We start from the raw sequence: 24,659 nt of genomic DNA on the forward strand, positions 1-24,659 counted from the left end.
GCGATGCTCCCCCACTGCCTGAACGGCGTGGGAGGTGCCCCCAGCATCCGACGCCGTGCGCTGATCCACCGCGGATTACGGGACAGCCCTTAGGCAAACGAAGCTGAAGGGAGCCTGAGGTGGGGATGAACGCTCCCGGGCCGGGAGCCGTTGGTCACAGTGTGATCAACCGCAGCACCCGCCGCCGCAGCATCCGCCGCCCCCGCCGCCGCCCGCCCGGGGCGCAGGGGAGGGAGCGGCGGCAGAGCCGCCCACCGCGACCGTCGACAGAAGCTTGACCGTGTCCTGATGGCCCGAGGGGCAGTCCGCGGGGGCGGACGACTCGGCCATCGGCCGGCTCAGTTCGAAGGTGTCGCCGCAGGTCCGGCAGCGGTATTCGTAGCGTGGCATGTGCTCAGGCTAACCGCGACGGTGTGTCACCAGGAGGGCTCGTTTTCGACTGGTCGGTCACACTGGCCAAAATTTCACGCCGTCGACCGGGGCGGTTGTGAAAGTGACTGATAATTTGTGGTCGCTGTGTGGAGACCGGGCGGCCGGGGGACCGGGGGCACCGGGGGGCTCACAGCCGCGGGTGTGGCGGCTGTGACTGTCCACGCGGGCGATGCCAAATGGGGAGGGGGGACAGTCATGACCGCTGTCCTGTGTCGATCGGGAGTCACGTCCCCCGGTCGGTTTGTCGCCGTGGGCGGGCGAAAGGTTGCCGTGCTCCGCCGGTTCATTGCCGCGCAGCGCGCAGGTCGTCCCCGCACCGGAGCGCGCCGTGGACAGCGCTGAAGGAGAGGGCCGTATGCGCCGCCGTCGGGGAGCGGCACAGGGGCGCCAGGAGCAGCGGCTCCCTGAGTCCGAGTTCACCATGGAGCTGAAGGCCCCGCCCCCGCCGGCGGACGAGACGATGCAGCTTCGGGTGCTGGAGCCGGGCATGCTCGCCAACCCGGCGGAGCAGTCGGCGCCGGGCGGACGGGGCAGGCGCAAGGCGCCCAAGCCGTCGGTCCGGGCGCGAGTCCTGGCCGCGGTGGGCCCGCGTCTGGCCCCCCTGGCCCCGTATGCCCGCCGAATACGCCCGCAGTACCCGCGTCCCGGTCGTCACGACTGGCGTCGCTGGGTGCCGTCCTGGCGGCAGTCGCTGGGCGCCGGCGGGCTGGCCGTGGGGCTCAGCACCATGCTGCTGACCATCGCCTACGCCGCCACGGACATACCGGAGGACCTCAACACCTTCGCCACCCAGCAGGACAACGTCTACTTCTGGTCCGACGGGACCCCCATGGCCCGCACCGGTTGGGTGCGGCGCCAGGCGATGCCGCTGAAGGACGTCCCCGAGGACGTGCGCTGGGCGGTCCTCGCGGCGGAGAACGCGAGCTTCTACTCCGACCCCGGCATCTCCTTCAGCGGTATCACCCGGGCCCTGGTGCGCACCGTCGGCGAAGGCGACACCCAGGGCGGCTCGACGATCACCCAGCAGTACGTCAAGAACGTCTACCTGACCCAGGACCGCTCGCTCGGCCGCAAGTTCGACGAGGCGATGCTCGCCCTCAAGCTCGACAACCAGATGAGCAAGGACGAGATCCTGGAGGGCTACCTCAACACCAGCTGGTTCGGCCGTGGCACCTACGGCATCCAGCGGGCCGCCCAGGCGTACTACGGCAAGGACGTCAGCGAGCTGAACGCGAGCGAGGCCGCCTTCCTCGCCTCCCTGCTCAAGGGCGCCGGCCTGTACGACCCCGCGCTCAGCCGGTCCAACCACGCCCGGGCCGTGGAACGCTGGGAGTGGATCCTCGACCGGATGGTGGAGCTCGGCAAGCTCTCCGAGTCGGAACGCGCCAAATACCAGAAGTTCCCCGAGCCGCTGAAGCAGTCGAACCAGTACGACACCGGCAAGCAGAGCGACTACCTGGTGGAGCTGGCCGCGCAGTACGCGAAGAAGGCCGCGAAGATACCGGACCAGGAATTCGACATGGGCGGCTACCAGATCTACACGACCTTCGACCGCAAGCGGCAGACCGAGCTGACCGACGCCGTCGCCAAGGCCCGCGCGGGCGTCGCGAAGGACAACCCCAAGAAGGCCAAGGCCGCCCACTTCGGAGCCTCCTCCGTCGCCGCCGACGGGCGGATACTCGCCGTCTACGGCGGCCCCGACCACCGCAGACAGGGCTACAACGAGTCCAACGCGACCACCGTTCCGTCCGGCTCCGCCTTCCTGCCGTTCGTCTACGCCGCCGCCCTGGAACACGGCGTCGTCAAGGAGCGCGACGGCGAGGCGACACCTGTCACCCCGCAGACGCTCTACGACGGCAACGACGGGATCGTCATCACCACCCCCGAGGGCCCCTACTGGGACCGGAACGGCAAGCGGGTCCGTGCCCGCAACGACGGCAAGCGGTCCTACGGCCGGATCACTCTGCACGACGCGCTCGCCAGGTCGGTGAACTCCCCGTTCATGCAGCTCGGCATGGACACCGGCCTGAACAAGGTGCGCGACACCGCCGAGGCGGCCGGGCTGCTGTCGTCCAGCTTCGGGGCGCAGGTGCCCGCCATGTCCGTCGGCAGCGCCACGCCCAGTGCGATCCGCATGGCCAGCGGCTACAGCACGTTCGCCGCGGAGGGCCGGCACACCGAGCCGTACTCGGTGCGGAAGATCACCCACAACGGATCCAAGGTCGCGATGTCCCTGCCCAAGCCGAAGCGGGCGGTGGGCGGCGAGGTGGCCCGGCAGGTCACCGAGGCGCTCACGGACGCCTTCCGCAGCGACCACCCCACCTCGCCCGGCGCCGCCTCCTTCGAGGTGGCGGGCAAGGGCGGAACGACCCAGGACGACAAGGCCGCCTGGTTCGTGGGGACGGCGCGGGACGTGTCCACCGCGGTCGTCGTCTACCGCATCGATCTGTCCAAGAGCCTGGAGCCGCTGCGGCTCGACGGCATCGCCGGAACCCCCCACGCCGGTGTGCCCTACGACATCTGGTCCCGTGCGACGAACATCGGCTGACCGTCGACGAGCACCCGACCCGCCACCCTCGCAGAATGAGCCGCACATGAAGCCTGGCAGCAAGTCACACAAGGGCCGCCGCCGCAAAGCACGTCCGCCCCGCCGCACCACCCGGCCGCAGTTCCTGACCCTGGCCGCGCTGCTCGTCGTCGCCTCCCTCGTAGGCGGCTACATGGTGCTGAACCGTACGGTCACCGCGCCGACCGCGTCGTCCTCCGGTGGCGGGAACAGCAAGGGCGGCTCCGGCAAGGTCTCCGCCGAACCGAAGTGGGACGGGAAGACGAAGGTCATCGGGGACGGCTCGACGTCCTACACCGGCCCCCAGAAGGGGCAGCTGAAGGCCGTACCGCTCAAGCCGGGCGAGAAGCCCCCGCAGTTCGTCGTGTTCTCCTGGGACGGCGCCCTGGCCGGCGACGACAACCTCTTCCAGCACTACCGGGAGATGGCGAAGCGGTACGACGCCCACATGACGTTCTTCCTCACCGGCATCTACGTGCTGCCCAAGAGCAAGAAGAACCTCTACGACGCCCCGCAGCACGACAAGGGCTCCGCCGCGATCAGCTACGCCACCGACGAGCACATCCGCACCACCATCGAGGAACTCGGCGCGGCCTGGCGCGAGGGCCATGAGATAGGCACCCACTTCAACGGCCACTTCTGCGGTGCGAAGGGCGGCGGCGACTGGAGCGTCGCGGAGTGGAAGCAGGAGATCGAGGAGTTCAACTCGTTCCTCGGCAACTGGAGGACCAACACCGGCTTCACGGACATGGACCCGCTGCCCTTCGACGTCAAGTCGGTCATCGGCGGCCGCGCTCCCTGCCTGGAGGGCCAGAAGAACCTGCTGAAGGCGGCCAAGGACTTCGGCTACCGCTACGACGCCAGCTCGCCGGGGGCCTACCAGGTGTGGCCCGCGAAGAAGGAGGGCATCTGGGACTTCCCGCTCCAGATGCTCCCGTTCAACGACGACTACCAGGCGCTGTCGATGGACTTCAACTTCCTCTACAACCAGTCGGACGGCCAGACCCAGGGCGACCCGGCCATGTATCCGACCTGGCAGCAGGACACCATCGACACCTATATGGCCGGCTTCAACCGCGTCTACTACGGCAGCCGGGCGCCCCTGTTCATCGGCAACCACTTCGAGCAGTGGAACGGCGGCATCTACATGAACGCCGTCGACGAGATCATCAAGAACGTCTGCACCAAGAAGGACGTGAAGTGCGTGTCCTTCCAGGAGTTGGCCAACTGGATGGACGTGCAGAAGCCGTCGACCTTGGCGAACCTGCGCAATCTGGACCCCGGTCAGTCGCCGGACTGGGCGACAGTGGTCAAGTAGTCTGCCCGTTCGCCGACTTGTTATTCCCCCCGGCCTACTTCAGTTGAGGAGGTCATGTAAAGATTCGGTCCCCGGGTACGACCAACTCGGGGGCAAGGAGAATGCAGTGAGATCAAGGACGTTGAGCCTCGCAGGCTCGACCGTCGCGGCGGCCGTACTGGCCACCGCGCTGCTGCCCATGACTGCCGCGCAGGCCGCCGGGTCGACGCCCGAGGTGACGAAGGCGACCAAGGACGCGTTCGGCCGGGTCGCGGACAACGTGCTCACCGACCGCACGGCCGTGCTGATCGGTGGCGGGGCAGCCCGCAAGTCGCTGAAGCCCACCGGGGGCGTCAAGCTGTCCAGCGCCCAGAAGAAGGTCGAGGACGGCAAGCTGAGCGCCCTGCGCGGCACCAGGGCGCGTCTCGCGGCCCTGGGCGAGGCCTACACCTCGGCCGACACGCAGGTCACCGTCGACAGCACCAAGGTCAAGGGCGCGAAGGCCACGGTGAAGATCACCGAGCGGACGAGCCTGAAGTACAAGAAGATACGTGGCGACGAGCCCGCGTCCACGGGCTTCGAGGCGCACCACCAGCTCACCTTCACGGCGTCCGGTGGCACGTGGCAACTGACCGCCATGAAGGGCACGGACGGCGGCGCCCAGCGCATCAACGACCCCGTCGTCCCGGCGGCGGACGCCAAGCTGAGCCGCACGCCCATGGGCGTCTACCAGGCTCCGAAGGCGGCCACCAACTGGCCCGCTCCTTCCGCGCCGAAGACGATCAACGGCGGGAAGTACAACTACCCGGCGATGGCGGCGTACACCGAGAAGTACTGGAAGAACTACAACCCGGCGTACCGCAAGTACAACTCGATGGGCGGCGACTGCACCAACTACCTCAGTCAGGGTCTCCTGGCGGGCGGCTGGCAGCAGATCTCCAAGGTGACGCCCGAGGAGTACGACACCTGGTACTACGCCTCGAACGGTACGGCCGACGCGTGGATCGGTGTCAACGAGTGGTCCTGGTTCACCCAGACCGCCAAGCGCACCACCCCGCTGGCCAACGTCTACCAGCTGGACATCGGTGACGTCCTCCAGGTCGACTTCGACCGGAACGGCGACAAGGACCACTCGATGATGGTGACCTACCGCAGCTCCAGCGGTGTGCCGTACCTGACGTACCACGACGTGGACACCTACCGCCGTTCGGTGGCGAGCATCATCGCCTCGTACCCGAACGCGTACTACTACGCCTACCGCACCTGAGGCCGTCGACTCCCGTCGATCCTCTCAGGAGCCCGTACCGGCGCCCTCCCCGTCCTCGGTGAGGGCGTCGGCCCGTTTCCGCCTGCTCTCCTCCGCCTCGGCCCGCGCACGGTTCTCCCGCTCTGCCTGGGCCGGGTGGCGGGCCCGCCAGTAGGGGCTGTCGTGCGGCAGGGCCGTGCCGACCCTGCCGTACATGCCGAACGTCATCAGCAGGATGCCGACGACAAAGCTGAACAGCACGTTCGGCATGCGGAAGGCGAGGAAGTTGGAGTCGGTGTCCAGCAGGGCCATGTTGCCGAAGCCGCTCAGGATGAACAGGACGCCCAGCGTCATGTTCAGCGTGGAGGCGAAATTGCCGCCGATCACCATGCCGACGAGCAGCAGCAGCCCCACGGCGATCGACAGGACGCTCAGCGTGCCGTTCGTGTTCAGCCCCACGACCTCGTCCCCGCGGGTGTCGAACCAGCCGACCTTGTCGATGAGGCCCAGGATTCCGAAGACGAGAAGGAACAGCCCCATCAGGCCCGCCCCGAACCGGTAGACCCGGCTCAGCCGGTGGTCGACGGGCAGATGCTCGTCGATCTTGATCCGCCGCCGGGAACCCGCGTGCTTGCCCTTGGGCCGCAGAGAGTGCGTGGCATGCGTGGCCATGTCCGCCTCCTAGGCGTGAGCGGAGGCCTGCGTACCCCTTCAGCATCCGCCGGGGCGTCCCGGCGGGCAAACCGGCCCCGCTGCTCAGGCCCCCGCGCCGCGTTCCCTGCGGATCTGGTCGACCACGCGGGAGACGGTGCCCCGTACGGACTCCGTCTCGGTCAGGAAGTGCCAGTAGTCGGGGTGCCGGCCCTCCAGCGCGGCGACCGCGCGGTCCAGCCGGGCCACCGAGTCGTCGAGCGGACGTGCGTGCCGGGGATCGGGGGTGGAGCGGCCCGCCATGGCGAGTCGCTGCGCGTCACGGATGGCGAACCGGGTGCGGTCGATCTCCTGCTGGGGGTCCTTCTGCACCGCGTTCAGCTGCCGCAGCCGGTCGCCCGCCGCGGAGACCGCCTCGTCGGTCTGGTTCAGCAGCGCCCGTACGGTCGACAGCAGTGCCGTCGCGTCCGGCCAGCGCTGCGCGTCGCGCGCGGCCCGTGCCTCGCGCAGCTTCAGCTGGGCCTGCTCGACGTTGGCCGCGGCCTGGTCCGGCACCTGCTGGAGGTCCTGCCAGCAGGCCGCCACGAACCGCCGCCGCAGTTCGCTCAGCACCTGCGGCACCTGCCCCGCCCGCGTGCCCAGCGCCTCCGCGCGGGTCCGCAGCGACACCAGCCGGTGGTCGATCTCGGCGGCCTTCTCCGGCAGCCGCTCGGCCTCCGTCCGCACCGCCTCCGCCTCCCGCACGACCCGGTCGGCGCGTTCCAGCGTCTCCCTCACGCCGTGCCGGCCCGCGCCCTGGTTGAGCTTGGTCAGCTCGGGCGCGAGCGTGGCGAGCCGGGCGGCGAGGTCGTCCGCCTTCAGCCCCGACTCCCGTACGGCGTCCAGGGCGTTGGAGGCGGCGAGCAGGCCCTGCCGGGCCCGCTCCACGGCCGGGGCGAGCCGGGCCAGCTGGGTCTCGGCCTTGCCGAGCAGCGGGCCCAGCCCCTGGGCGAAACGGTCCAGTTCCTGTTTGACCCGCGCCAGCTCGTCCTTGGCCGCGGTCAGCTCGGTCCGGGCCCGGGCGGCGGCGGACGCCTCCAGGTCGTCACGGTCCAGATCGTGGGCGTCGACGGCGGCGATGTACTGGCCGCTGACCTCGTCGATCCGCAGGCCCAGCGCCTCGAAGCCGGAGACGGCCTGGCGGGCGGCGGGGGAGTCGTCCACCGCCGTGATGGTCTCCATCGAGATCCGCAGATCGCGCTGCGCGGTGTCGAGCTCGTAGAACGCGGCCGCCGCGGCGTCCTTCGCCGCCTGTGCCTCGGCCCGCTGACCCTCCGCCCGCCCCCCGAACCAGCGCCGGGTGCCGCCGCCGGCGAACGCGGCGGGCAGCGCCAGCGCGGCGAGCAGGGGGAGACCGAGGAGCAGGAGACCGTCGCCCGCGGCGGAGCGCCGGTGGAAGGGGCGGCCGGGCCGCTGACGCGCGGGGCCGGCGGCTTGTCGTGGTGCACGGCTGTGGGGTTGTCGTGCGCTGGGCACAATCGGCGTGTACGGCTCTGCTGGTGTCGCCGTCACATCCCTCTCCCGTGCTGTCATCCGCCCTGACCGGTGCCATTCTCCCACCGGTCAAGGACGAAAACACGGGCCGATCGGTTCAGGGACGAAATCACCGGGGTGGGACGGCAGCACCGGTGCGCCGGGTGAGCGGTTGGCCGCGGGGCGGCTCAGCCGGCGTTCCGTACGGTGACCGAGCCGTCCTCGGTGTGGGCCTTCACCACATGGGAGCTGTCCGCGTCGCGCGGCACGGACACGGCCACGGAACCGTCGTCGCTCCCGGTCGTCACCCGGTAGGCGACCTCGCGCGGCAGCCCGATGGTGATGGAGCCGTCGTCGCTGCGGGACTCCACCAGGTCGGGCACGGAGTCGAGTTCGAGCTTGACCGAGCCGTCCTTCGTGCTGGCCCTGACGCTGCGCGACTCGACACCGAGGGCGTGCACCGAGCCGTCTTCGCTGTGCATCTCCAACGGGCCGCTGATGTCGCTGACCCGCACCGCACCGTCACCCGTCCGAATCCTCAGCGACTGGGCGAACCCTTTCGCGCGCACGCTGCCGTCCCCGTCCTCCACGACGACGGCCACGCCGCGCGGCACCTCGATACGGTGCCTGGCGGAGCAGTCCGCGACGATGCCGGAGCACTTCAGCCGCAGCTTCAGCCGGTCGTCCTTCATCTCCCACGTCACCCGCGGATCGCCGCCGACGACGACCCGCCCCTCGAACCACCGGGTCACCTCGACCTCGTCCACGTCCGCCGCGACCAGGTCCAGGGCCGAGTCGTCGGAGTCGATCGTGAGCGTACGGCCCTGAAGGGCGAAGGCCCGGTGCTCCGGCTCCCGGTCGTCCCCGGCGTCCGCCCCGCAGGCGGCGACGGACGCCATGAGTGAGACGGCGAGCCCGGCGACGGCCACCGTTCCCGTGCGTGACCTGCGAGCCGTACGAGCCATGGCGATCTCCCCCTGGGCTGGTCTCTGCTGTGTCCGCCGGCATCCGCCGACCGTCCTTCGACCGTACGGAGCGGGGGTCTTCGGGGGGATCCGGGCCGCTCCCGGAACGAAGGTGGGGATAACCCCCGGTTACCGGTTTGCGGGGCACGCCCCGGGGCGATGTAGGCTGTCGACTCGTACTCGGGTGCGTAGCTCAGGGGTAGAGCGCCTGCCTTACAAGCAGGATGTCGGCGGTTCGAAACCGTCCGCGCCCACCGTGGTCGAACAAGTCAGGGCCTGCCGGAGTGATCTCCGGCGGGCCCTTTCCGCGTTCGCGGTCCACGAGGAGTCCACATCCCCGCGGTGATCATCGTGGCTCAGGCCCCTTCCTGCCCGCGCTCCTCCGCCGTCTCGTGCACATGCTTCAACAGGCTGCGGGCCGCGACGCGTTCCTCGGCGGCGACCTCGGCCCAGAAGCGGTGGCAGCTGACGAACACCGCCAGTTCGCGTTCGCGCTCGCGGAGCTTCTCCACCTCGGCCTGCTCGTCGGGTGTCCAGCCCGGGGACGCGGGGCGCTCGATCTGCCGCCAGCCCTTGTCGTCGCTGAAACCGTCCAGGGGCTCGACGGACCAGGGCAGCCGCTTCAGCAGTGCCAGGAGCTCGGCCCGGACCTGATGCAGCTCCTCCTGGCCGGCGAGGAGGTCACTGGGGAAGTCATAGGTCTTAGCCACATGGCAATGCTACGCCTGTTCGATTTTGCGATGCGAGTTCCTTCTGGCACTTCCGGCGCCGTGTCATGCGAAGGAGTGAGGGGGTGGGCCTGGGGCGGAAGGTCGGCCTCCGCTGTGCGGAGGTCACCCAAGCTTTCTCTTGGGGCCTTCGGTATCTTCGCCTCCATGACTCTCGATGATCTGCGTGTCTTCGTCGCCGTGTGCCGGGCCGGGAGTCTCAGTGCGGTGGCCCGGGAGCTGGGCTGTACGCAGTCGGCGGTGAGCCAGCATGTGCGGCGGCTGGAGCGCGAGGTCGGGGTCGGGCTGGTGGAACGGCAGGCCCGCGGGGTCGTGCCCACCAGGGCCGGGCGGGTGCTCCAGGAGGCCGCGGCCGAGGGGATCGGCGGGCTCGACCTGGCGCTGCGCCGGCTTTCCGAGATGGTGCGGGGCGACGGCGGCGTCGTACGGATCGCCACCGGCGGCACGACCGTGCGGCACTTCATGGCGCAGGGCATCGTCGACTTCCGGCGGTCGTACCCGGACGTGGGCCTGGAGTTCCAGACCGTGCGGTCGAGCGCCGGGTGCGTCGACGCGCTGGGCGACCCCACACGCGACCTCGACCTGTCGTGGGTGACCCTCGGGCCCGCCGTCCGCGGCATCGAACAGCGGGCCGTCGTCGAACTCCCCTGGGTGCTCGCCGTCCGCGCCGACGACGAACTCGCCGGGCGGGAGCGGATCGCGGCGGAGGAACTGGACGGCATGCGGCTCATCGGGCTGCCGGAGAACTCCACCTCCTACGCCCATCTCGACGCCGCCTACCGGGAGTTGGGGATAAAGACCAGCCCTTCCGGAGCCGGGGTCGCCGACTGGGACACCGCGATCCTCCTCACCGAACTCGGCGTCGGCCATGCCGTCGTCCCCGCCCTGCCCGGCTGGACCGGCCCCGGCCACCCCGGCCTGCGCTTCGTGCCGGTCCCCGATCTGCCGCCGCTGACCGTCGGCTGGGCGGTACGGCGGTGGGACGCGCTCTCGCCCCCGGCGCGGGCGTTCGCCGACACGGTGGCCCGGCACGCGGTGCGGGTGGGGGGAGCGGTGCGGGCGGCGGCCGAGGGATGAGGGGGCCGGAGCCGGTGGGTCAGTGGCCTGCCGCGCGCAGGTCCGCCACCACCCTCGCCGCCACGGGGGCCGGTACGCCATGGCGTTCGGCGGCGCGGAGCAGCGCACCGCCGATCGCGTCCAGTTCGAGCGGGCGGTCCGACTCGGCGTCGCGCTGCATCGACGACTTGGTGGCGGGCGGGAAGGCGTCATAGCGGCGCACGGCCTCGGCCGGGTCCACGGGGGCGCCGACCGCCGCGCTGACCGCCGCCGTCTCCTCGACCAGGGCGGTCAGCTCCTCGCGGTGGCGGGTGCGGATCTCGCCCAGGGGCAGGCCGTAGCGGGTCGTCAGCAGGGCGAACGGGGCCAGGAACGACATCTTCGCCCACAGCACCGCCGTCTCGTCGGACAGGACGCGGGTGCTGAGGCCCGACCATTCCAGGGCTCCGGCAAGGGAGTTGAGGCGGTCGCCCGGGGCCGTGTCGCCGGTCAGGTCGACCTCCGCGAAGGGGCTGCCGTGTTCGATGACGCCCGGGGCGACGCGGGTGGACTCGACGCGGATGGTCGCCGGGGCGATGTGGGCGCGGTCGCCGTAGTGGGCGCGCAGGGCCGCCGGGTGTTCGACGCCGTTCAGGAACGGGACGACGAGGGTGTCGGGGGTCAGGGAGCTCGCCGGGAGGCGGTCGAGGGCCGGGCCGAGGGTGGTGTGCTTCACCGTGAGGAGGGCTGCGTCGACAGGTTCCCGCAGGTCGGCGGCCGTCTCCACACGGGCGGTGAAGTCGCCGAAGCGGGGGCTGGTCACGCTGATGCCGTCCTTGTCCAGGGCGCGGGCCGTCTCGTCCCCGGCCAGGCAGATGACGCGGTTGCCCGCGCGGGCGAGGAGTGCGGCGAGGAGGCCGCCCACGCCGCCGGGGCCGAGCACCGCCACGGTGAGCCGTTCGTTCGTCGACATGATCCCCTCGTTCCTGTGTCGTCCTTGTCGGTCGGCCGGCCGTCTTCGTGATGATCACAAGGGCTGAGGGTGGAGTCAATCCTCGGAGAACCTTGCCCATACCCAAGGATTTGCTTGATTCTCCGGGTGGGAGCGGGGGGCGCGCGGGAGACTGGGCTCATGTGCCGAAGCATCAAGACCCTGCGACCGCCCGCGATGCCCGAGGAGGCCACCGAGGACGACATCCGGGCCGCCGCCCTTCAGTACGTGCGCAAGGTGTCCGGCTTCCGTGCGCCCGCCGCGCACAACCGCGAGGTGTTCGAGCACGCGGTGGAGGCGGTCGCGGCCGCCACGGCGGAGTTGCTGGCGGGGCTGGAGGTACGGGGCGCCGCGGCCCGGCGGGCCGGGTAGGCCGCGCCTGCGCAGCCCCTTCGACGCGACCGGCTCGGACCTGACCGGCTCGGACCTGACCGGCTCGGACCTGACCGGCTCGGATCCGACCGGCTCGGACCCGACCGCCCTTCAGCCGGTCGCTCGCGGGTGGCGCATGAAGTACGCCGCCGCCGCGCCCGCGCCGAAGAGGGCACCCAGGGAAACCGCTGCCGCGAGCCAGGTGGGGCCCAGCCAGTGGGCACCGAGGTAGCCGAGGGCGACGCTGTAGGCGGCCCAGGCGAGGCCCGCGAGGGCGGACCAGGGGAGGAAGTCGCGGGCGCGATGGCGCGCGGCGCCCGCGCCGAGGGAGACGACCGAACGGCCCGCCGGGGCGAAGCGGGCGATGACGACCAGGAGGCCGCCACCGCGGGAGAGCGCCGCGCCGAGACGTTCCTGCGCGGCGGTCAGACGCCGGGAGCGGGCGATCGCGCGGTCCAGGCGCGCGCTGCCCGCCCATGCCAGGCGGTACGCCACCAGATCGCCGAGGACCGAAGCCGTGGCCGCCGCGAGGATCAGCACCAGCACATCGGGGACCTCGCGGGGCATCGCGCCCGCCGCCGTCTCCGCCGCGGCAGCCGTGGCCGCCGCGACGACCAGGACACCGCTCGGCAGTACCGGGAGGAACACGTCCAGCACGATGGACGCGGCCACGACGGCGTAGATCCATGGGCCGGCGGTCAGCCAGCCCAGACTCTCAAGCACCGAGCACTCTCCTGTTGTCCCCCGACCTCACGGTGATCCCGTGATAACCGAACAGCGTACGCCCCGCGTACGACAGACGGCTCGCAGGGGCTCATGTGTCCGTCACGGGGCGTTCATTCGGCCGGAAGAAGCCGGAGATTCCGCCGTCCGGCGAGAGGGGGACGACGCGTTTCGGACGGGCCGCCGGGGGGCGAGGCCCCGGCGGCCCGCAGCGCGGTGACGGCAGGTGTTCGCCGCTCGAGGCCGATCAGGCCGCCACCGGCTCCCGCTTCCTCGCCTCCCTGCTCTGGGCCGTCGCGCGCTTGGCGATGAACCTGTCCAGGCCGAGGGCGCCGGAGCCGGTGAAGACCAGGAGGAACATGGCCCAGCAGTAGAGGGCCGCGCCCTCGCCGCCGTTCTGGACGGGCCACAGCGCCTGCGGCTGGTGGACCTTGAAGTAGGCGTAGGCCATGGCGCCCGAGGCGATGAACGCGGCGAAGCGGGTGCCGAGCCCCAGGAGGACCAGGCTGCCGCCGACGAGTTCGATGACGGCCGCGTACCAGCCCGGCCAGACTCCGGTGGCGACGGTTCCGCCCTGGCCGTCGGCGCCGCCGAGGAGGCCGAGGAGGCCCTTGGCGCCGTGGCAGGCGAAGAGCAGTCCGATGACGATGCGGAACAGCCCGATGACATATGGCTGGGCGCTGTTGAGGCGTCCGGTCATGGTGGGGTGACTCCTTCGGTATCACCCGGTCCCCTGAGGGACCGGTGGGGACGGGATTACCGGCGGGTCACTCCAGTTATGCACCGCTACTCGATGCTTACAAGTTCAACATCTGGCCAGGTCCTTACCTCCGCTTGGTCGCATTTTCCGCCAGTCGCCGCACGTAGAACCGCTCGGGCCACCGCGTCCGCGTCCGAAAGCGTGACCGAATCCACGCCGGGGCGGGCTCCCGCGGCGGTCACCCAGTGCACCCCCTCCGTCGGCACCCCGAGAGCGAACAGGCGTTCCTGCGGCACTCCCTGACGGTCTATCAGGCGATAAGGCCGGGATGTCACATCCAGCCCGCCCGTCTCGTATCCGTCCACCCGGTGCGGGCGGCACCGGCCCTCCCGCAGCAGGCACGCGAGCAGGTCGTCGGCGGTCCGGCGCAGGTCCGGTTCGGGCAGCCGCGCCTCGATGAGCGTGGTCACCCGGACGGCGGAGCCCGGTACGGCGGGGGAGTGGGCGAGCCAGGCCCCGTCCTCCGGCCGTACCTCCAGGCCGGGGCCCAGCACCGTCAGGACGCCCGCCTCGATCAGCGCGGTCATCTCCTCGATACGGCTGCGGGGCGGACCGATGGACAGGAAGGCGTTCAGGGGGGTGTACCAGCGGTCCAGGTGCTCCCGCCGGGAGTCGCCGGTCAGGCCGCCGTGGTCCACGATCAGCCGCAGCTCGTTGCGCAGGTCCCGCAGCACGTCCAGGGCGGCCTTCTCGGGGCCCGCCACATTACCGAGCGCGGCCCGTGCGGCGTCCTCACGCAGGTGTCCCAGCAGCCAGCCCCGCCAGGCCCGCCGATCCGGGAACGTCAGCCCCGTGTACGGCCGTGCGACCCGCTCCCAGGACCAGCGGGCGCCCTCGGGTATCCCGAACTCGTCGAGCACGGCGGCCTCCTGGGGGCTGCGGTGCGGGGCGGTCAGGAACCGCTCACGGAAGGCGTCGTCTCCCGTCGTCTCCCCGCCCGGGACCCGCAGCAGCGCCTCGTAGTAGACCGTCTCCACCTCCTTCGCCACCAACGGCCATATCTCCGCGAGGAAATCGGGGGCCTCCCCGGATTCCGCGCGCTTGCGGAAGCCCGCGATCGCCTCGGGGGTCAGGACCAGCGGGACATGGCGGCCGTAGGGGCCCTTGGCGTTGTCGCCGCGCGCCTGGTACGGCACCCCGCGCCGGGAGCCCGCGTAGAGGCGGGGCTCGCGGCCCGAGGGGACGTAACGCGGCGACCGGGCCCGCCGAGGGCCGGACCCCCGCTCCTCCTCGTCCTCGTCGTGGACGAACCGGCCGCCCCGGCCTGTCGTCAGCAGGGCCATGTGGTCGAAGAAGTTGAGGCCGAGGCCGCGCAGGAGGACCGGCTCGCCGGGGGCGACGGAGGAGAGGTCCAGATCGGCCGGGTTGGCGGGCGGGAGGTGGCGCAGACCGCGGCGGGCGGCGTACGCCGTCGTACGGCGCTCCTCCTCGTCCGGGACCGAGGGCAGATGGCCCTGGGCGAGGACGACGGCGGCGAGGTCCGTCAGGACGCGGCCGTCGGCGAGGGTGAGGCGCCGGCTGCCGTCGGCGGCGTCGTCGAGGCGGACCGCGCGGGTGCGGTGCGTCAGGACCCGGATCGCGGGCGGCGCGCTCCGCACCACCTCGGCGAAGACCCACTCCAGGTAACGGCCGTACTGGGCGCGGGTCGGATAGTCGTCGGGGCCGGGCGCGGGCGGGCCGCCGGGGTCCGCCCGGTCGGCGGCCCACTCGTGGAGGCTCGGCCCCGGGCGTATCGGGCCCGAGCAGTCCACGCTCTCGTCGGTGAAGAGAGTGACCTGCGAGGCCACGGTGTTCATCAGCAGCTGCGGCGACTGGTCGGTGCGCCAGACCTGGCCGGGCCCCGGCGGGGCCGGGTCGACGACGTGGACGGTCAACCGGGTTCCGGGGCGGAGCAGTTCGGGGGCTGAGGCGCAGAGGCGTTCCAGGACGCTGGTGCCGCGTGGGCCGGCGCCGACGAGAGCGACGCCGATGTCGCTGATCCCTGGCAACTCGGACAAGGGCGTAACTCCCGTGCGTGTGGGGCGCATGGTGGGGCGCGATGCGTCGGACCGCCCGCGAGGAAGCGGACGGTCCGCCTCATCATGCCGTCGTACGCACGGGAGATGAGCCCTGAACCCCTCAGGCGGGCCCGGGTGTGGGATGCCTCACGCGCATCCCGGACAACAGGGGTGACTACCGTGTCCAATGGCGGTATTAGCGGGTGAGTACCGACTCCTGCACCGTCTCCAGCCGGGCCCTGTCTCCCTTGCGGGCCCGTGTCTGGTCGAACCGCAGCCGTGCCGAACGGCCGTGCAGCGTCAGGGTCATGAGCTGGTTGCCGAACCAGGGGCCGCCCGCCTTGTGCCAGTCGATGGACGGCCGCTCGCCGCGCCCGTGCCGTCCGAGCCACCGCCCGATCGCCCGCCCCGTGCGGCTCCAGCCGAAGCGGAAACCGACCTTCATGGAGAGCGGGACGGAGTTGTGGACCGGGGAGCAGGTGAGCTGCAGGACGCGGGCGTCCGGCACGGCCGGGGCGTCGGCGGGCCAGGACGGCTGGGCGATGTAGGCGTGGTGGACGTCCCCCGAGAGCACCAGCACGGTCGCCGGGGCCACGCCACCCGAGCCCGCCTCCGCCGTCAGCGCGGTCAGCGCCTCGAAGGACGCCGGGAACGCCGCCCAGTGCTCCAGGTCGGCCTTCCGCCGCATCTTCTCCCCGAACCGCGCCCAGCGCTCCCCGCGAGCGCCCCGGCACAGCGCCGCGTTCCAGGACTCGGCCCCGTGCACGAGGTGGGGCAGCAGCCAGGGCAGCGAGGTGCCGATGAGGAGGTGGTCGCACGAGCCGGGGTCGTCCAGCGCCTGCTCCCGCAGCCAGGCGGCCTCGCCCGCGTCCAGCATCGACCGGTTCGCCTCGTCGAGGACCCGCGCGGCCCGGCTGTCGAGCATCAGCACGCGGACGCGTCCGAAGTCCCTGCGGTAGCTCCAGCGGACCGAGGCGAGATCCCGGTCCGCCTCGGCGGCGTGCGCGCGCAGCACCTCCGTACCGTCCGGGGTGCCGCGTACGGCGGTGTAGACCGGGTCGGCGTCCAGTTCGGCGGGGGAGAGGTTGCCGAGGTGCTGGTGGACCCAGTACGACATCAGCCCGCTGAGGATGCGCTCGCGCCACCAGGGCGTGGCCCGCATGTCGGCGAGCCAGGAGGCGCTGGTGTTCCAGTCGTCGATGACGTCGTGGTCGTCGAAGATCATGCAGGTCGGCACGGTGGAGAGCAGCCAGCGGATGCCCGGGTCGAGCCAGGACTCGTAGTAGAGGTGGGTGTACTCCTCGTAGTCCGCGACCTGCTCGCCCGGCGGCTCCCGCAGGTCCCGGCGGGCGGCGAGATAGGCGCGGGTGGCCTTCGAGGTCTCGTCCGCGTAGATCTGGTCGCCGAGCAGGAGCAGGACGTCGGGGCGCTCGTCGTCCGGTCCGGCGGCGATCCGGGAGGCCAGCGCGTCAAGGGCGTCCGGGCCCACCGGGTCGGGTTCGCCGTGGGGCGGCGCGGCCCAGCGACAGGAACCGAAGGCCACGCGGACCGGGGCGCCCGCGGCCGGGGTGCGGATCGCCGACGGCGGGAAGCGGGATTCGGGCAGGGGCCAGACCGGGATGCCGTCGAGGAGGACCTCGTACGACGACAGCGTGCCCGGGGTCAGGCCCGTCACCGGGACCAGCGCGTAGTGGTGCCCCGCGACCTGGAAGGTACGCACCGTGCCGCCTCCGCCGCCGGCGCAGCGTACCTCGGCCGTGCAGGGACGGCTCGCCTCGACCCAGACGGTCGCGGTCGAGCCGTCCACGTATCTCAGCAGTGGACCAAGGCGCAGTTCCGCCATCGGCGATCACCCGCTCCCTCTCTGGTCGGGTGCCGCAGGGACGCCTCCGTCCTGCGGATCACCCTCCTCCGTCGCCCCGTACGGTACGGAACGACGGAGCCGGTCGGGGAGGTTCCGGGTCACAACGGGTGAGCCGGGTGTGTCAGCAGTTGGCGAGGTAGCTGGTGAGGGCGCTCTTCTCGGCGGAGTCCACCGACAGGTCGTAGTAGTACTTCACCTGGACCCAGGCGCGGACGTACGTGCAGCGGTAGGCGGTGCGCGACGGCATCCAGGTGGCCGGGTCCTGGTCGCCCTTCGCCTGGTTCACGTTGTCGGTGACGGCGATGAGCTGCGGCCGGGTCAGGTCGTTGGCGAACTGCTGCCGCAGCGAGCTGCTCCAGTTGTCGGCACCGGAGTCCCAGGCCTCGGCCAGCGGGACGAGGTGGTCGATGTCCAGGTCGGAGGCGGCGGTCCAGGTGGCGCCGTCGTACGGGGAGTACCAGCTGCCGCTGGTGGAGGCGCAGGCGGAGTCGGTGACGACGTTCGTGCCGTCGCGCTTGAGGACCGTCTCGCGGGTGTTGCAGCTGCCGCTGATGGTGATCCAGTGGTTGAACAGGTCCCGGCTGTACCCGGTGCGGTCCTCGGTGGCCACGGTGAGGGTGGCGAGGTAGCTGCGGGCGGTGGCGGCGCTGACGGGGGTCGGCAGGGCGGCGGAGGCGGTGGGGGCGTTGAAGAGCGCGGCGGAGGCCATGAGTCCGCTGAGCGCGGTGAGTATGCTGAGTCGTTGACGCGCGTAGAACCTGCGCATGTGAACTCCTTGTGAGACCGGGGGGTTTGGGGCGCGAGCGATTGAAGGGTCGCCGGGGCGTGTTACCGGTGGATGAGCGTCGGGTGAGAAGCTAGTGACGTGCGCATGACACGACAAGGGTCTGGCGTGGATTGGTGTCGAGACGGGGAACTGCGCGGCCGGCCCCCACCCACCCCGCACCCGCCGACGAACCCGGACCCCCGAGCTGCTGGGCACCCCACCGAACCCGTTCACGTACCATGGGCCCCGCAGAAGGGGAGTAGCTCTTCGCCGGACCGTCGACATACTGCTCAGCTCGTCTGAGCCGGCGCCCGGAGCGGGTCCCAGGGAGTGGGGCCCGTCAGCGAGACCTTCGGCAAGCAGTGCACACCCGTGCGACCCCGCACGGGTGAACGTGCGCTGCCGTGCCGAGGTGTCGCGTCAGCGGACGGTTTCTCTCGGCGGGGCAGCCCGACCGATTGAGGACCCTTGATCAGCTTCAGTGTCACGGCGCTCGTCTTCGGCGTCGTCTTCCTCGCCGAACTCCCCGACAAGACCGCGCTCGCCGGCCTCGTCCTCGGCACCCGCTACCGAGCCTCGTACGTCTTCACGGGTGTCGCCGCGGCCTTCGCCGTACACGTCGCGCTGGCGGTCGCCGCGGGCAGCGTCCTCACCCTGCTGCCCCAGCAGATCGTGCACGCGCTGACGGGAGTGCTGTTCCTGGGCGGCGCGGCGGTGCTGCTCATGACGAAGGGCGGGGACGATGACGATGCGCAGATCCGCCGGCCCGAGAACCAGAGCTTCTGGAAGGTCTCGGGGGCCGGCTTCATGCTCATCCTGGTCGCCGAGTTCGGTGATCTGACGCAGATCATGACGGCCAACCTCGCGGCGCGATACGACGATCCGCTCTCCGTCGGGCTCGGGGCGGTCCTCGCCCTGTGGGCCGTGGCCGGGCTCGGGATCGTCGGCGGCCGGGCGCTGATGAAGCGGGTGCCGCTGCAGCTGATCACCCGGATCGCCGCCGTGCTGATGACGGGGCTCGGTGTGTGGAGTCTGTGGGAAGCCGTGACGGGATGACGAAGGGGGTGGCGCGGGCCCCCATTGTTTTGTACCGTGGAGGAACAAAGTGGCTCCCGCCCGCATTCCCTGACCGGTGGGCGGGGCCGCCTTGTCCCTGCGCGGCCGTTCCGTCGTCCGTCCCTGGACCGTCCGGCCCCCTTCCCGCGTTCCTCGCGCCTTGGAGCATGCCGATGACGGCCACCACCGTTCTGACCGCCCGCGCCCTCCTGCTCGACATGGACGGCACCCTCGTCAACTCGGACGCCGCGGTCGAGCGGGTCTGGCGGCGCTGGGCCGAGCGGCACGGGCTGGACGGCACCGACGTCATGCGGGTCGTCCACGGGCGCCAGGGGTACGCCTCGATGGCCGTGCTGCTGCCGGACCGGCCCATGGAGCAGAACCACGCGGACAACGCGCGGCTGCTGGAGGAGGAGACGGCGGACGTGGAGGGGGTCGTCCCGGTGCCGGGCGCGCCGGAGTTCCTCGCGTCCCTCGTCGCCGACGGCGTGCCGCACGCGCTGGTGACCTCCGCGAACGTCGCCCTCTCGACCGCGCGGATGACCGCCGCCGGGCTGGCCCTCCCCGAGGTCCGGGTCACCGCCGAGTCCGTGGGCGCGAGCAAGCCCGATCCCGAGGGGTTCCTGAAGGGTGCCGCCGAACTGGGCGTCCTCCCCGAGGACTGTGTCGTCTTCGAGGACTCCGGGGCGGGCATCGAGGCGGGACGGGCCGCCGGCATGCGCGTCGTGGGAATCGGGCCGCGCGCGGCCGCCCACGGCCCGGACGCCGTGGTCCCCGATCTGCGGTCGGTACGGGTCGAGGCGGACCAGGACGGGCTGGTCCGGCTGCACGTGGGGTAGCTCTGGCCCGGCCCGGGGGCGCGCGCGATGGTCCTGGTCCCGCCGCACCTGAGGGCGGCGTCGTGGGCTGCCGCGCCCCTCGCGGGGCGCGGTGCGGTGGGTGTCAGGCCCCGGTGTTCTTCGGGCCCGTCTGCTGGACCACCTCGAAGGACCAGACGGTGGAGGCGGACGCGGCCGGCTTGGGGCGGTCGGCCGGGGGCTGGTCGCCGCCGCCCTGGTGGGCCTGCTTCATGGGACCCTCCATCCAGGCCTGGAAGGAGGCCTCGTCGCGCCAACGGGTGTAGACGAGGTAGTTGTCGGTACCTTCGACGGGGCGCAGCAGCTCGAACCACTCGAACCCGTCGGAGCTCTCCACCACCCCGGCGCGGGAAGCGAACCGCTTCTCCAGCACCTCGCGCTGCTCGGCGGGGACCGTGAGGACGTTGATTTTTACCACGCTGGGCACATGACACCTCTCAGCAAGAGGGCGCCGGGGTGGCGCCCTGACCTGGACGACGTGCGAGCAGTCTCCTACATCCGCCGGAGCAAGCAGCGTGAGGACGAGGGCAGGGCGAGCCCCGAAGCCCAGCGCACCAAGTGCGAAACCGTGATCACGGCAAGGGGCTGGGACATCGCAGGGCACTTCGCGGACGTGGGTGAATCGGGCTGGGACCCGAACGTCGAGCGTCCGAGTCCGAAGAGATGATGGCTGCCGTTCGCGCCGGCCACGTGGACGCAGTGGTGGTCTTCTCGCCGTCGCGCCTCACCCGTCGGGGTGCACTCGAAGCAGTGCTGATCATCCGCGAACTCGAACAGCACGGCGTGCGACTGGGGTGGGCAGGAGTGTGCGTCGGCTCCGGCCGGGCCGGGGGAGGCGGGTCCGCCCGGCCGGGACGCGCCGGTACGACCCGGCCGGCGGTCACGGCTCCTCCGTCTCCGCCTCCAGACGGGCGCGGGTCGCGAGGCCGTAGACGCCGGGCTCGTCGTCCTTCGAGACGCCCCGGGTGGTCTGGTAGTCGATGACGGCCTGTTCGACCTGGCGGTCGAAGCTCTGGTCGATGTCGCCGTTGTAGAGGCCCAACTGGCGCAGCCGAAGCTGGAGTTCGGTGACCTCGGGGTCGTTGTCGCCCAGGCGGAGCGTCTTCGGCGCCTCGAGCCGGCTGTCCGCCTTGTCCGCGTCGTCCGCCGTCGACTTGTCGGAGGCCCGGGCGCTGGGTGACGCCTCGGTGGGGCTGGGCGACGGGGACGCCGACGGCGACGCGGACGTCTTCGAGGCGGAGGGGGACGGGCTCGTGGACGGCTTCGGCTGTGCGGCGCCCCCCGGCGGCGCCGGTGCGGGCGCCCCGCCGCCGGCGTCCTCGTCCGGGGTCTCCACCGGCGCCCCGCCCCCGTCCGCCGAGGTGTCCGGCGCGCTCGCCCGTACGTCCTCCGGCAGCGCCCCGTCCCGCTCGGGCACGTCGTAGGCGAAGAGGCCGCTCATGAAGCCGGCCGCCGCCATCACCCCGGCGGCCGCCGTGCCCCCGAGGGCGACGATCAGTCCCGTACGGCGGCGACGGCGGGCCGAGCGGGGCCGTGCGGGCGTGGAGAAGCGGGTGTGCGGGGGCACGGAGGACGCGGCAGGGGGCGTGCGGACCGCGAGCGGCCGGGTGCGGTCGTCGGACGGTCCGTCCGTGCGCGGGGCCCGATGGGCCGCCAGCTGCATCGTCGCCGCCTCGGCGGGCTCGGGGTGTCCCGGGCGCCCGGTGTGCCCCCGGTCCGCGAGGGGGCCGGTGGAGCCCCGGCCCCCGGGGGCGTCCCCGGCGTCGCCCAGTTCCACGTACGGGCGGATGCGCAGCGGGTCGAAGTCCTCGGCGGCCGCTGCCTCCGCGGTGCGGGCTTCCAGAAGTGCTTCGGAGGCGCGGCGTCCACATCCGCAGGACGGCGTGCCGTCCGCGGCCCGGGGAGCGAAGCATTCCGGGCATATGTGGCTGGTCGGTTCACTCACGTGTGGTCCTTCCCCGTGAAGACTCCCGAGTTTATGCAAACCGTCGTCACACGATCTCCCGATCGCCTCAGGAGTGACGGGCGCCGCAGGGGCTCGACAGGCCATAACCGGTCACACCGCCCACGATGGAATGAACACCGGAGGAAGAGGAAACCGGGGACGCTGTACGAGACCCCCTCCAAGGCCCTCGGAGGTCCGCATGACCGACGACACGCCGCGCGTTGGCGGCACGGCGGAGAACACGGCGGGAGATCCGGCGGGGGCCGGCGCCGGGTCCCTGGCCTCGCCGCCCCCGTCCGTCCCGCGCCGCCACACGGCCGGGGAAGCCGAGCAGGTGCCCGGCGGAGTCATGGTCTCCATCGGGGCCCTGCTGCTCGGGATGCTGCTCGCCGCCCTCGACCAGACCATCGTGTCGACGGCGCTGCCGACGATCGTGAGCGATCTGGGCGGGCTGGACCATCTGTCGTGGGTCGTGACCGCGTACATGCTGGCCGCGACGGCGGCGACACCGCTGTGGGGAAAACTGGGGGACCAGTACGGTCGCAAGCGGCTGTTCCAGACGGCGATCGGGATCTTCCTCGTCGGGTCGGCGCTGTGCGGAATGGCGCAGAACATGCCCCAGTTGATCGGGTTCCGGGCTCTTCAGGGCCTTGGCGGCGGCGGGTTGATGGTTCTGTCGATGGCGATCGTCGGCGATCTCGTCCCGCCCCGGGAACGGGGTCGCTACCAGGGGCTGTTCGGGGCGGTGTTCGGCGCGACCAGCGTGCTCGGGCCGCTGCTCGGCGGGCTGTTCACCGAGCATCTGAGCTGGCGCTGGGTGTTCTACGTCAATCTGCCGGTCGGGGCGGTGGCCCTGATCGTCATCGCCGCCGTCCTGCGCATCCCGCGCAAGGCCGAGCGGCATGTCATCGACTACCTCGGCACGTTCCTCATCGCCTCCGTCGCCACCTGCCTGGTCCTCGTCGCCTCCCTCGGCGGGACGACCTGGGCCTGGGACTCGCCGCAGATCATCGGTCTCGCGGTGCTGGGCGTGGCGCTCGCCGTCGTCTTCGTCGCGGTGGAACGGCGGGCGGCCGAACCCGTCCTGCCCCTGAAGCTCTTCCGCGCCCGCACCTTCACCCTCTCCGCCGTGATCAGCTTCGTGGTGGGTTTCGCGATGTTCGGGGCGATGACCTATCTGCCGACGTTCCTCCAGGTCGTGCACGGTGTGTCGCCCACGATGTCCGGCGTGCACATGCTGCCGATGGTGTTCGGTCTGCTGCTGTCGTCGACGGTGTCCGGGCAGATCGTCAGCCGCACGGGCCGGTGGAAGGCGTTCCCCGTCGCGGGGACCGCGGTCACCACGCTGGGGCTGCTGCTCCTGCACCAGCTGGACGCGAACAGCGGCACCGGCGAGATGAGTGCGTACTTCTTCGTCCTCGGTCTGGGGCTCGGCCTCGTCATGCAGGTGCTCGTGCTGATCGTGCAGAACGCCGTCTCGTACGAGGACCTGGGCGTCGCCACCTCCGGCGCGACCTTCTTCCGGTCCATCGGGGCCGCGTTCGGTGTGGCCGTCTTCGGCACCATCTTCGCCGGGCGCCTCGGGGACAAGCTGGCGAGCGCCCTGGACGGGGCGCAGCTGCCGCCAGGCGTCACCGTGGACGGGCTGAAGGCCGATCCGCGTGAGATCGCCGCACTGCCGTCCTCGCTGCGCCCGGCCGCCCTCGACTCGTACGCCTCCGCCATCACCGACGTCTTCCTCTACGCGGCCCCGGTCGCCCTCCTCGGCTTCGTCCTCGCCTGGTTCCTGCGCGAGGACCGGCTTCGGGCGTCGGTGACGGCCCCCGACGGCACGGAGACCTTCGCCAGCAACCCCGTGGAGCGGTCGTCGTACGACGAGGTGTGCCGGGCGCTGTCCCTGCTCGGGTCGCGGGAGGGGCGGCGGGAGATCTACCGGACGATCACCGCGCGGGCCGGTTACGACCTGCTGCCCGCCGCGAGCTGGCTGCTGCTGCGGATCAAGAGGTACGGCTGGGTCGAACCCGCGGTGCTCGCCGAGCGCAGCGCCGTGCCGCTGGACGTGATCATGGCCGCGTCGCGTCAGGTCGAGGAACGCCGGCTCGCCCGGCGGGAGGGTCTCGATCTCGTGCTGACCGACACCGGGCACGAATGCGCCGACCGGCTCGCCAAGGCCCGTGAGGAGTCCCTGGCGGAGCTGCTGGGCGACTGGTGGGGGCCCGGCCGGCCGACCGATCTGGTCCGCCTGGTCCGGGAGCTCAACGCCGAGCTGTGCGGCTCGGACGCCGAGCGCCCGCACGACGAACGGCCGGTCGCCCGGCCCTCGGAACCCTCGGCTACGCCAGTTTCTTCGTGAACCACTGGTCCGCGTACGCGTGGTCGTTGTGCGGCTCGCTCTCCTCGTAGCCGAGCCGCGCGTACAGCGCACGGGCCTCGGTCAGGTCGGCGCGGGTGTCGAGGACGATCCGCTCGGCGCCGAGGCGCCGGGCCGCGTCCTCGGCCGCCGCCACGAGCAGCGCGGCGCCCCCCTTGCCGCGGGCCTCCTCGCGGAGGAAGAGCCGCTTCAACTCCGCGGTGGCCGTGTCCATCAGCCGTACGCCCGCGGTGCCGGCCGGCTCGCCGTGGTACCGCGCCACCAGCAGGAGCCCGCCCGGCGACGCCAGATAGTCCCCGGTGTCCGCCGCGATCTCCCGCTCCAGCTCGTCGGGGTCGGTGACCCGGCCCTCGTGCAGCAGGTACCAGCGGTCGCTGACCTCCGTGTAGTAGGCCCGCCAGAGGGCGGCCGCGACGGGGGAGTCGTACGGTTCGGGGGCTATGGACCAGGCGGTCGTCGTACGGGTCATGGCGGGCATTGTCAGCGATCACGGGCGGCGGACGCGAGTGGTTTCCGGCGCCCGCG

At 71.7% G+C, this 24,659-nt stretch carries 22 protein-coding genes, 1 tRNA gene and 1 pseudogene; 10 read left to right on the forward strand and 14 right to left on the reverse strand.

Annotated elements, in window-relative coordinates; translation table 11 throughout:
- Positions 1 to 165 precede the first annotated feature (165 nt).
- Positions 166 to 390: an FmdB family zinc ribbon protein gene (locus ACZ43N_RS06830; RefSeq protein WP_468095550.1), complete on the reverse strand. Its 225-nt coding sequence runs from the start codon at positions 388 to 390 to the stop codon at positions 166 to 168.
- A 397-nt stretch (positions 391 to 787) separates the two neighbouring features.
- Between ACZ43N_RS06830 and ACZ43N_RS06835 the strand changes: the two genes are divergently transcribed.
- From ACZ43N_RS06835 to ACZ43N_RS06845, 3 genes are all read left to right on the forward strand, one after another.
- The gene (locus ACZ43N_RS06835; protein ID WP_468095551.1) at positions 788 to 2,980 is read left to right on the forward strand and encodes a transglycosylase domain-containing protein; all 2,193 of its coding nucleotides are present in this window, start codon (positions 788 to 790) and stop codon (positions 2,978 to 2,980) included.
- Positions 2,981 to 3,026: 46 nt separating this feature from the next.
- Positions 3,027 to 4,316: a polysaccharide deacetylase family protein gene (locus ACZ43N_RS06840; protein WP_468095553.1), complete on the forward strand. Its 1,290-nt coding sequence runs from the start codon at positions 3,027 to 3,029 to the stop codon at positions 4,314 to 4,316.
- A gap of 106 nt (positions 4,317 to 4,422) precedes the next feature.
- The gene (locus tag ACZ43N_RS06845; RefSeq protein WP_468095554.1) at positions 4,423 to 5,562 is read left to right on the forward strand and encodes an amidase domain-containing protein; all 1,140 of its coding nucleotides are present in this window, start codon (positions 4,423 to 4,425) and stop codon (positions 5,560 to 5,562) included.
- A gap of 24 nt (positions 5,563 to 5,586) precedes the next feature.
- Here ACZ43N_RS06845 and ACZ43N_RS06850 read toward each other — a convergent pair whose 3' ends face one another.
- The 3 genes from ACZ43N_RS06850 to ACZ43N_RS06860 all read right to left on the reverse strand — a co-directional run bounded on the left by ACZ43N_RS06850 (position 5,587) and on the right by ACZ43N_RS06860 (position 8,669).
- Positions 5,587 to 6,213, reverse strand: a complete 627-nt coding sequence (locus ACZ43N_RS06850; protein ID WP_468095556.1) for a DUF4383 domain-containing protein — start codon at positions 6,211 to 6,213, stop codon at positions 5,587 to 5,589.
- An 84-nt stretch (positions 6,214 to 6,297) separates the two neighbouring features.
- Entirely contained in the window at positions 6,298 to 7,743 is a 1,446-nt protein-coding gene (locus ACZ43N_RS06855) for a hypothetical protein (RefSeq protein WP_468095557.1), read from the reverse strand.
- A 149-nt stretch (positions 7,744 to 7,892) separates the two neighbouring features.
- Positions 7,893 to 8,669: a DUF4097 family beta strand repeat-containing protein gene (locus ACZ43N_RS06860; RefSeq protein WP_468095559.1), complete on the reverse strand. Its 777-nt coding sequence runs from the start codon at positions 8,667 to 8,669 to the stop codon at positions 7,893 to 7,895.
- A gap of 182 nt (positions 8,670 to 8,851) precedes the next feature.
- Here ACZ43N_RS06860 and ACZ43N_RS06865 point away from each other — a divergent pair.
- A tRNA-Val gene (locus ACZ43N_RS06865) sits at positions 8,852 to 8,923 on the forward strand.
- A 102-nt stretch (positions 8,924 to 9,025) separates the two neighbouring features.
- Here the strand turns inward: ACZ43N_RS06865 and ACZ43N_RS06870 are convergent.
- Positions 9,026 to 9,379 carry a hypothetical protein gene (locus ACZ43N_RS06870; protein WP_468095560.1) on the reverse strand — a complete coding sequence of 118 codons (354 nt, stop codon included), beginning with the start codon at positions 9,377 to 9,379 and terminating at the stop codon, positions 9,026 to 9,028.
- 165 nt (positions 9,380 to 9,544) lie between these two features.
- On the opposite strand from ACZ43N_RS06870, the gene ACZ43N_RS06875 reads away from it, so the two are divergent.
- Positions 9,545 to 10,474 carry a LysR family transcriptional regulator gene (locus tag ACZ43N_RS06875; RefSeq protein ID WP_468095561.1) on the forward strand — a complete coding sequence of 310 codons (930 nt, stop codon included), beginning with the start codon at positions 9,545 to 9,547 and terminating at the stop codon, positions 10,472 to 10,474.
- A gap of 19 nt (positions 10,475 to 10,493) precedes the next feature.
- On the opposite strand, the gene ACZ43N_RS06880 is transcribed toward ACZ43N_RS06875, so the two are convergent.
- Complete coding sequence (locus ACZ43N_RS06880; RefSeq protein WP_468095563.1) at positions 10,494 to 11,405, reverse strand: ketopantoate reductase family protein; 912 nt, start codon at positions 11,403 to 11,405, stop codon at positions 10,494 to 10,496.
- Positions 11,406 to 11,564: 159 nt separating this feature from the next.
- Here ACZ43N_RS06880 and ACZ43N_RS06885 point away from each other — a divergent pair, with 159 nt between their 5' ends.
- Positions 11,565 to 11,795: a DUF2277 family protein gene (locus tag ACZ43N_RS06885; protein ID WP_468095564.1), complete on the forward strand. Its 231-nt coding sequence runs from the start codon at positions 11,565 to 11,567 to the stop codon at positions 11,793 to 11,795.
- A 111-nt stretch (positions 11,796 to 11,906) separates the two neighbouring features.
- Here the strand turns inward: ACZ43N_RS06885 and ACZ43N_RS06890 are convergent, their stop codons facing one another.
- The 5 genes from ACZ43N_RS06890 to ACZ43N_RS06910 form a co-directional block, all read right to left on the reverse strand.
- A complete protein-coding gene (locus tag ACZ43N_RS06890; protein ID WP_468095566.1) occupies positions 11,907 to 12,518 on the reverse strand; it encodes a DedA family protein in 612 nt (203 codons plus the stop codon).
- Positions 12,519 to 12,765: 247 nt separating this feature from the next.
- Positions 12,766 to 13,218, reverse strand: coding sequence for a DoxX family protein (locus ACZ43N_RS06895; protein WP_468095567.1), 453 nt, complete (start codon positions 13,216 to 13,218; stop codon positions 12,766 to 12,768).
- Between the two features lie 86 nt (positions 13,219 to 13,304).
- Positions 13,305 to 15,305: an FAD/NAD(P)-binding protein gene (locus ACZ43N_RS06900; RefSeq protein WP_468095569.1), complete on the reverse strand. Its 2,001-nt coding sequence runs from the start codon at positions 15,303 to 15,305 to the stop codon at positions 13,305 to 13,307.
- 166 nt (positions 15,306 to 15,471) lie between these two features.
- Entirely contained in the window at positions 15,472 to 17,118 is a 1,647-nt protein-coding gene (locus tag ACZ43N_RS06905; protein WP_468095571.1) for an alkaline phosphatase D family protein, read from the reverse strand.
- A gap of 142 nt (positions 17,119 to 17,260) precedes the next feature.
- On the reverse strand, positions 17,261 to 17,905 hold the full coding sequence (locus tag ACZ43N_RS06910) for an HNH endonuclease family protein (protein WP_468095572.1): 645 nt from the start codon (positions 17,903 to 17,905) through the stop codon (positions 17,261 to 17,263).
- 468 nt (positions 17,906 to 18,373) lie between these two features.
- On the opposite strand from ACZ43N_RS06910, the gene ACZ43N_RS06915 reads away from it, so the two are divergent.
- Both ACZ43N_RS06915 and ACZ43N_RS06920 read left to right on the forward strand, forming a co-directional pair.
- Positions 18,374 to 18,961, forward strand: coding sequence for a TMEM165/GDT1 family protein (locus tag ACZ43N_RS06915; protein ID WP_468095574.1), 588 nt, complete (start codon positions 18,374 to 18,376; stop codon positions 18,959 to 18,961).
- Positions 18,962 to 19,128: 167 nt separating this feature from the next.
- Complete coding sequence (locus ACZ43N_RS06920) at positions 19,129 to 19,800, forward strand: HAD family hydrolase (RefSeq protein ID WP_468095575.1); 672 nt, start codon at positions 19,129 to 19,131, stop codon at positions 19,798 to 19,800.
- A gap of 103 nt (positions 19,801 to 19,903) precedes the next feature.
- Here ACZ43N_RS06920 and ACZ43N_RS06925 read toward each other — a convergent pair whose 3' ends face one another.
- The gene (locus ACZ43N_RS06925) at positions 19,904 to 20,245 is read right to left on the reverse strand and encodes an antibiotic biosynthesis monooxygenase family protein (protein WP_468095577.1); all 342 of its coding nucleotides are present in this window, start codon (positions 20,243 to 20,245) and stop codon (positions 19,904 to 19,906) included.
- Between ACZ43N_RS06925 and ACZ43N_RS06930 the strand changes: the two are divergent.
- Positions 20,246 to 20,802 (forward strand): annotated as a pseudogene (locus tag ACZ43N_RS06930) (recombinase family protein).
- Here ACZ43N_RS06930 and ACZ43N_RS06935 read toward each other — a convergent pair.
- Complete coding sequence (locus ACZ43N_RS06935) at positions 20,699 to 21,763, reverse strand: peptidoglycan-binding domain-containing protein (protein WP_468095579.1); 1,065 nt, start codon at positions 21,761 to 21,763, stop codon at positions 20,699 to 20,701. The pseudogene ACZ43N_RS06930 and the gene ACZ43N_RS06935 sit on opposite strands and share 104 nt — an antisense overlap.
- Before the next feature lie 199 nt (positions 21,764 to 21,962).
- Between ACZ43N_RS06935 and ACZ43N_RS06940 the strand changes: the two genes are divergently transcribed.
- On the forward strand, positions 21,963 to 24,116 hold the full coding sequence (locus ACZ43N_RS06940; protein ID WP_468095581.1) for an MDR family MFS transporter: 2,154 nt from the start codon (positions 21,963 to 21,965) through the stop codon (positions 24,114 to 24,116).
- Here the strand turns inward: ACZ43N_RS06940 and ACZ43N_RS06945 are convergent.
- Positions 24,097 to 24,603 carry a GNAT family N-acetyltransferase gene (locus tag ACZ43N_RS06945; RefSeq protein ID WP_468095582.1) on the reverse strand — a complete coding sequence of 169 codons (507 nt, stop codon included), beginning with the start codon at positions 24,601 to 24,603 and terminating at the stop codon, positions 24,097 to 24,099. The genes ACZ43N_RS06940 and ACZ43N_RS06945 overlap by 20 nt on opposite strands.
- Between the last annotated feature and the right edge of the window lie 56 nt (positions 24,604 to 24,659).

This window comes from Streptomyces sp. NPDC030814 (assembly GCF_055572155.1).

Coding starts and splice junctions, on each gene's coding strand:
- ACZ43N_RS06830 (WP_468095550.1), bottom strand. CDS start 390: ATGCCACGCTACGAATACCGCTGCCGGACCTGCGGCGACACCTTCGAA.
- ACZ43N_RS06835 (WP_468095551.1), top strand. CDS start 788: ATGCGCCGCCGTCGGGGAGCGGCACAGGGGCGCCAGGAGCAGCGGCTC.
- ACZ43N_RS06840 (WP_468095553.1), top strand. CDS start 3,027: ATGAAGCCTGGCAGCAAGTCACACAAGGGCCGCCGCCGCAAAGCACGT.
- ACZ43N_RS06850 (WP_468095556.1), bottom strand. CDS start 6,213: ATGGCCACGCATGCCACGCACTCTCTGCGGCCCAAGGGCAAGCACGCG.
- ACZ43N_RS06860 (WP_468095559.1), bottom strand. CDS start 8,669: ATGGCTCGTACGGCTCGCAGGTCACGCACGGGAACGGTGGCCGTCGCC.
- ACZ43N_RS06875 (WP_468095561.1), top strand. CDS start 9,545: ATGACTCTCGATGATCTGCGTGTCTTCGTCGCCGTGTGCCGGGCCGGG.
- ACZ43N_RS06880 (WP_468095563.1), bottom strand. CDS start 11,405: ATGTCGACGAACGAACGGCTCACCGTGGCGGTGCTCGGCCCCGGCGGC.
- ACZ43N_RS06885 (WP_468095564.1), top strand. CDS start 11,565: ATGTGCCGAAGCATCAAGACCCTGCGACCGCCCGCGATGCCCGAGGAG.
- ACZ43N_RS06895 (WP_468095567.1), bottom strand. CDS start 13,218: ATGACCGGACGCCTCAACAGCGCCCAGCCATATGTCATCGGGCTGTTC.
- ACZ43N_RS06900 (WP_468095569.1), bottom strand. CDS start 15,305: ATGCGCCCCACACGCACGGGAGTTACGCCCTTGTCCGAGTTGCCAGGG.
- ACZ43N_RS06905 (WP_468095571.1), bottom strand. CDS start 17,118: ATGGCGGAACTGCGCCTTGGTCCACTGCTGAGATACGTGGACGGCTCG.
- ACZ43N_RS06910 (WP_468095572.1), bottom strand. CDS start 17,905: ATGCGCAGGTTCTACGCGCGTCAACGACTCAGCATACTCACCGCGCTC.
- ACZ43N_RS06920 (WP_468095575.1), top strand. CDS start 19,129: ATGCCGATGACGGCCACCACCGTTCTGACCGCCCGCGCCCTCCTGCTC.
- ACZ43N_RS06940 (WP_468095581.1), top strand. CDS start 21,963: ATGACCGACGACACGCCGCGCGTTGGCGGCACGGCGGAGAACACGGCG.
- ACZ43N_RS06945 (WP_468095582.1), bottom strand. CDS start 24,603: ATGACCCGTACGACGACCGCCTGGTCCATAGCCCCCGAACCGTACGAC.